The following is a 4417-nucleotide window of genomic DNA, read 5'->3' on the forward strand; positions in this document are numbered from 1 at the left end:
CATCGGCTCAAAAAATCTTGCCACAAAACTGCACCTGTTATGCCAGCAAAAGATCTACCGGTTTTTCCAAGCTCTGCCGGATATTATGGGTCAGGGCGCCTACTTCGACAGCCAACTCCTCGATCAAGTCCCTCGATTCACCGCCCCTATGGCCTTGGTTTTCTCAGAGCAAAGCTGGCACCATGAGGCGTTTGCGCAAATTCTGGCACTCCGTTTCGGTGAAAAATAAGGAAAACTCCAAATAATATCAGATAAGCTCAATTTGCGCTGCCAATTCCACTTCCAACTCCAATATGAAGTAGTGATGGAACGCGCCCCCATATATTCGAACGAGTCTGCTGAAAAGACCTTATTTTAGCCTAAGTCTATGTGTCGCTTATATTTTGCCTTTCAAACATAAGGAATACTAAAGGCGGCTACCTGGAAGGGCGCTAAAAAAACACCTGGCTTGCAGAGCATGTGGGTGCATACCCTGTACTCCAGGGATGATAATGCCACTCTTTGGCGTGACCATATACTTTTCCACCAGCATATAGCCTCTGTTAATAGTGTCATCATTCACAATCATCGGTCATTCTCCTTGGTTGTTATTTGTGTGCTTCTTTTTGTCTTTGTGATTCTGCGTAAAAGTCTATCATGTATGGGGACAACGTGTTCACATCGCCTTGAATATTCTTTGCGTTCATATATTTCTTAGCCAATTCAAGGTTAGACTCTTGCTGTTGCTGAACACCCGCTTGCGGTTCTGGCTTTACAGCAGGTGTTTGTAGCAGTGCGTCTGCTTTCGAAACAGACTCTTTCTTTTCTTCTTCTTGCTTGCCAATCTCACGGTACTTGTAGATAATCTGTGGCTTGGGGGCTTCCGTCACTTTTTCTGGGACTGTTTCACCCTTTTCATCGTCAGGTTCTTGCAGCGACTCATCCGCGCTATCACTGGACGCACTGGAGTTTTGCGGTATATTGGGTAAGTTAATCGGAGCATTTGAGGCATAGCCTTTTCCCCATCTGAAGGGATTGAAGTAATATCCTGGATTCATCCGATGAGTGTTGTATGTAAGTGGCAGCCAATTTGCCCTCGCGTGTGTAGCCGGATAGCGATTGATGGGGACTTCGCCTTTAAGCTTTTCCGCGAACCCTTGTTTTATCAGGGAATCAAGATGCTTTTGGGTCACAACGCCTTCGGCGTCTTCAATTTGTTCGTAAAACTTGGGATCCACCAGGTAATGTGCTCTTTTATTGGCGGTATTCTGCAAAGCCTTGATGCCAGCGGTGATGCCAATTATAGCCCCAGCCGCTAATATCGTAAAAGCGCTGATTTTGGCAAGCGTCAGAATCTTCTTTTTCATACAGCAACTCCTAAAAATACTTATATCTCTATTATGAAATGCTGGAGAATATGTCAAGAAAAACCTGTTTGCCGCTAAAAACCAACTTGCTTCGTTCTTTATTCCAGCACCAAAACTCCTTGGCTCGCCCTCCTCAACTGCCCGACCGTGGACGGACATCCGACGGGGATCAATCAAGCAAGATTATTGGGGGAATCAAGAAAGAACAGGATATGAGCTTGTGAAGGTCGCGATTGCGCTCCATACAAATACAACGATTTTTAGGAAATAAAAAATGGGAGCGCCGATTGTTTTTGCATTATCAGCGCTCCCAAGAAGTTGATTTTTCAACTATTTATAGTAGTATAACTCCACCGGCGTTTCGCCCAGACGTTCGCTGATGGTGAAATATCCTTTTCCTTTTTCGTCGAAAGCCACAGCTTCGCCTTGCGGTTCAAGCTTGTAGGGCATCACTTTTCCTTTTGTGGACAAGGCTTCAGCAACACTTTGCCCTCTGCCGCGAGTGTAGCGATAGATATTCGTGTAGGTTTTAACCAAAATGTGTTTTCCGGAAGGTGAAATGTCCGCCGCCACCACCCAACTGTATGGAAGCTGACCCACCCGCTTTGCCACCATGGTTTCTGAAAAGCTTTGAGGATATGGAAGGCGGTAGATTCCGCAGTTTTCCTCACGTTTGCTGATAACATAGATGTCACCGGAAAGAGGGTCCATAAACAGCGCTTCCGCATCGCGGGGGCCATCTTCATAGATGAATTCAATCTTATCAATTTTGGAAATGGTGATCAGGGTGTCCAATATCTCAGGCTCTTCAAAACGGTAGATATAAGAAGAGGCGTGCTTGGCATTGTTATCGCCGATATCTCCAACATAGACATAAGGTTTTGAATCCTTGGGGTCGATGCAGGTGGCGATGTCTTCCCAATCCCGGTTTTTCACCCCTTCCAACACAATCACAGCCGGCATCAGGGCGCGTTTATTCAAAACGTAGACAGCCGCTTCTCCGCCGGAATCGTTGTGGGTATAAAGTAAACCGGGTGTTTTGATGCTGGAAGCCAGTCCGGAAGCCTCATTGATGACTGGCTCTTCCACAGTGTCGCTCTGAATTGCAGGTCCAGCCAACAGCGCGCAGCCCAAGACAGCCAGAACCACCACTGCGAATGCCAAAAAGAAGATAAGTTTCGGGAACCTTGATTTGATTGTCATATTTTATCCATTATTCAGTTTGATCCGTTAATCCGTAAAGGCTTAGAACATCAGGTTCCGCGAGGTTTTCCGCGGCTTTCACAGCTTCCTGTTGTTGCAAAGTGAGATTGGGTTTTCCGGGTAAAACCACAGTGCAACTACCATTTCCCACCACCATGCCGATGAGGTTTCCGGCTTTCATATCCGGTTCCACAAACCACTGTATCCGCTGGAAATTGAAGCGAAATTGGATTTTCCCAGCCGGGGTTTCCAGCCAAAGCATTCCGTCTTCCAAGCTGCAATCAGAATGTGGACTGCGAAGCTCCACGCTGTCGAAAATTCCTTTGCGGATGGTGAGCAGGGTGTGGTCGCCGTCGTGAATGATGCGGGAAATTCTTCCCTCAATGGGTGAAAGCAGCGCGTCTTCTGAAGGCATTGGAATGCGTTGGCGAAACCTGAAACAAAGCCCAATAAAGAAATAGGCAACCAGCGCTCCGATGGCCAGAGCAAGTGAAATGCCGTAAATCCAATTGCCAGCTCGGGGAAAGATTCTATTTAAGATGATGGCGAGCGCCAACACAATCAAGGCTGGCACCTGCACCCTGAACTGGGCAAATTTAATCCGGCGAAGTTCGTCGGGGTCGGAAATCAGATATTGTTGTTTTTGCATATATCTCGGTAAGTGGTGACAGGCGTGGTGTTTATGCCACACCTGCCACCTTTAAGCTTTCAATCAATTTGCGCGTGTCCAGGTTTCGGTTCTGCCAAGCAAAGAAACTCCGAGGAAACCGCGCAGTTTCATCGTGTTTGGCCCGGTTAATTCCACTTTTGCGGAATAAGTGTTGCCGGATGAGACGTCGTAAACAGTGGCGCCGTCATATTTGTTCTTGCCTTTGGATTTGAGGTTTTTTATAAACACCAGGTTCAAGATTGGACGGTTGCGGAGGCTTTTATCCGGATTGTCTTTATCCACCTTGGGTTTACCGTTTTCATTTGGTTCTCTCAGCCAAGCAATTTTGCCTTCATACACGCCACTTTTTGTTTCATAAAATTGTACTTTAATCTGTTTGTCCGCGTCATACCACAGACCTTCGATTTTGTAGGTTTGAGCTGCCAGGGCAATGGGAATCAGCATGCCCAAAGCCAGAGCAAGAAGCATCAGTTTTTTCATTTTTATACTCCTTTAAAAAAAGGTTATGGAATTCAGATGATTCCGCAGCGTTTGTAAATCGTATCCACATGGCGCAGATAGCGATCGTAATTGAATATATCATTAAGCTGGGATGGAGGAATCAGTTCGGTGATACGGCTGTCTTCCAACACTTGATCCAGAAAGGGTCTGCCGCTTTCCCAGCATTTCATGGCGGCATCCTGGACCAAAGCGTAGGCGTCTTCACGCGACAGCCCTTTTTGGGTGAGATAGAGAAGCAGGGCTTGAGAAAATACAAGGCCATTGGTGAGTTCCAGATTAGCGCGCATTGCTTCAGGGTAGGCTACGAGGTCGGAAATCAATCTGCAGGTTTTTGCCAGCATATAATGCGTCAGGATGCAGGAATCCGGCAAAATGATGCGCTCCACACTGGAATGAGAGATGTCGCGTTCGTGCCAAAGGGCGTTGTTTTCCATTGCGGCGAGGGCATTTGAGCGCAAGACCCGCGCCAAACCGCATAGTTGTTCACTGATGATGGGATTGCGCTTGTGGGGCATGGCTGAAGAGCCTTTTTGCCCACGGGCAAAACTTTCTTCAGCTTCCAAGACCTCGGTGCGCTGAAGATGGCGAATCTCCAAGGCAATTTTTTCCATCAGAGCGCCGATCAGGGCAAGCTCATTCATGAAAAAGGCATGGCGGTCGCGCTGGATGACCTGGGTGGAAACCTTGGCTGGCTTCA

General features: G+C 47.2%; 5 protein-coding genes. All 5 read right to left on the reverse strand.

The annotated features are described in order from the left end of the window. Window positions 1-587: 587 nt before the first annotated feature. Window positions 588-1346: a hypothetical protein gene (locus GX135_05330; GenBank protein NLN85511.1), complete on the reverse strand. Its 759-nt coding sequence runs from the start codon at window positions 1344-1346 to the stop codon at window positions 588-590. 330 nt (window positions 1347-1676) lie between these two features. Then, window positions 1677-2549: a hypothetical protein gene (locus tag GX135_05335; GenBank protein ID NLN85512.1), complete on the reverse strand. Its 873-nt coding sequence runs from the start codon at window positions 2547-2549 to the stop codon at window positions 1677-1679. Between the two features lie 10 nt (window positions 2550-2559). Further along, complete coding sequence (locus tag GX135_05340; GenBank protein NLN85513.1) at window positions 2560-3198, reverse strand: hypothetical protein; 639 nt, start codon at window positions 3196-3198, stop codon at window positions 2560-2562. Between the two features lie 63 nt (window positions 3199-3261). Continuing rightward, window positions 3262-3699 carry a DUF2147 domain-containing protein gene (locus tag GX135_05345; protein NLN85514.1) on the reverse strand — a complete coding sequence of 146 codons (438 nt, stop codon included), beginning with the start codon at window positions 3697-3699 and terminating at the stop codon, window positions 3262-3264. A 32-nt stretch (window positions 3700-3731) separates the two neighbouring features. After that, the coding region (locus GX135_05350; protein NLN85515.1) for an adenylosuccinate lyase at window positions 3732-4417 on the reverse strand (686 nt) is incomplete at its 5' end.

The sequence above is a fragment of the Candidatus Cloacimonadota bacterium genome (assembly GCA_012522635.1).
GTDB lineage: Bacteria > Cloacimonadota > Cloacimonadia > Cloacimonadales > Cloacimonadaceae > Syntrophosphaera.

Bases quoted from the DNA above. Each gene is read 5' to 3' on its own strand.
- GX135_05345 (NLN85514.1), bottom strand. From the start codon at position 3,699: ATGAAAAAACTGATGCTTCTTGCTCTGGCTTTGGGCATGCTGATTCCC.
- GX135_05330 (NLN85511.1), bottom strand. From the start codon at position 1,346: ATGAAAAAGAAGATTCTGACGCTTGCCAAAATCAGCGCTTTTACGATA.
- GX135_05340 (NLN85513.1), bottom strand. From the start codon at position 3,198: ATGCAAAAACAACAATATCTGATTTCCGACCCCGACGAACTTCGCCGG.
- GX135_05335 (NLN85512.1), bottom strand. From the start codon at position 2,549: ATGACAATCAAATCAAGGTTCCCGAAACTTATCTTCTTTTTGGCATTC.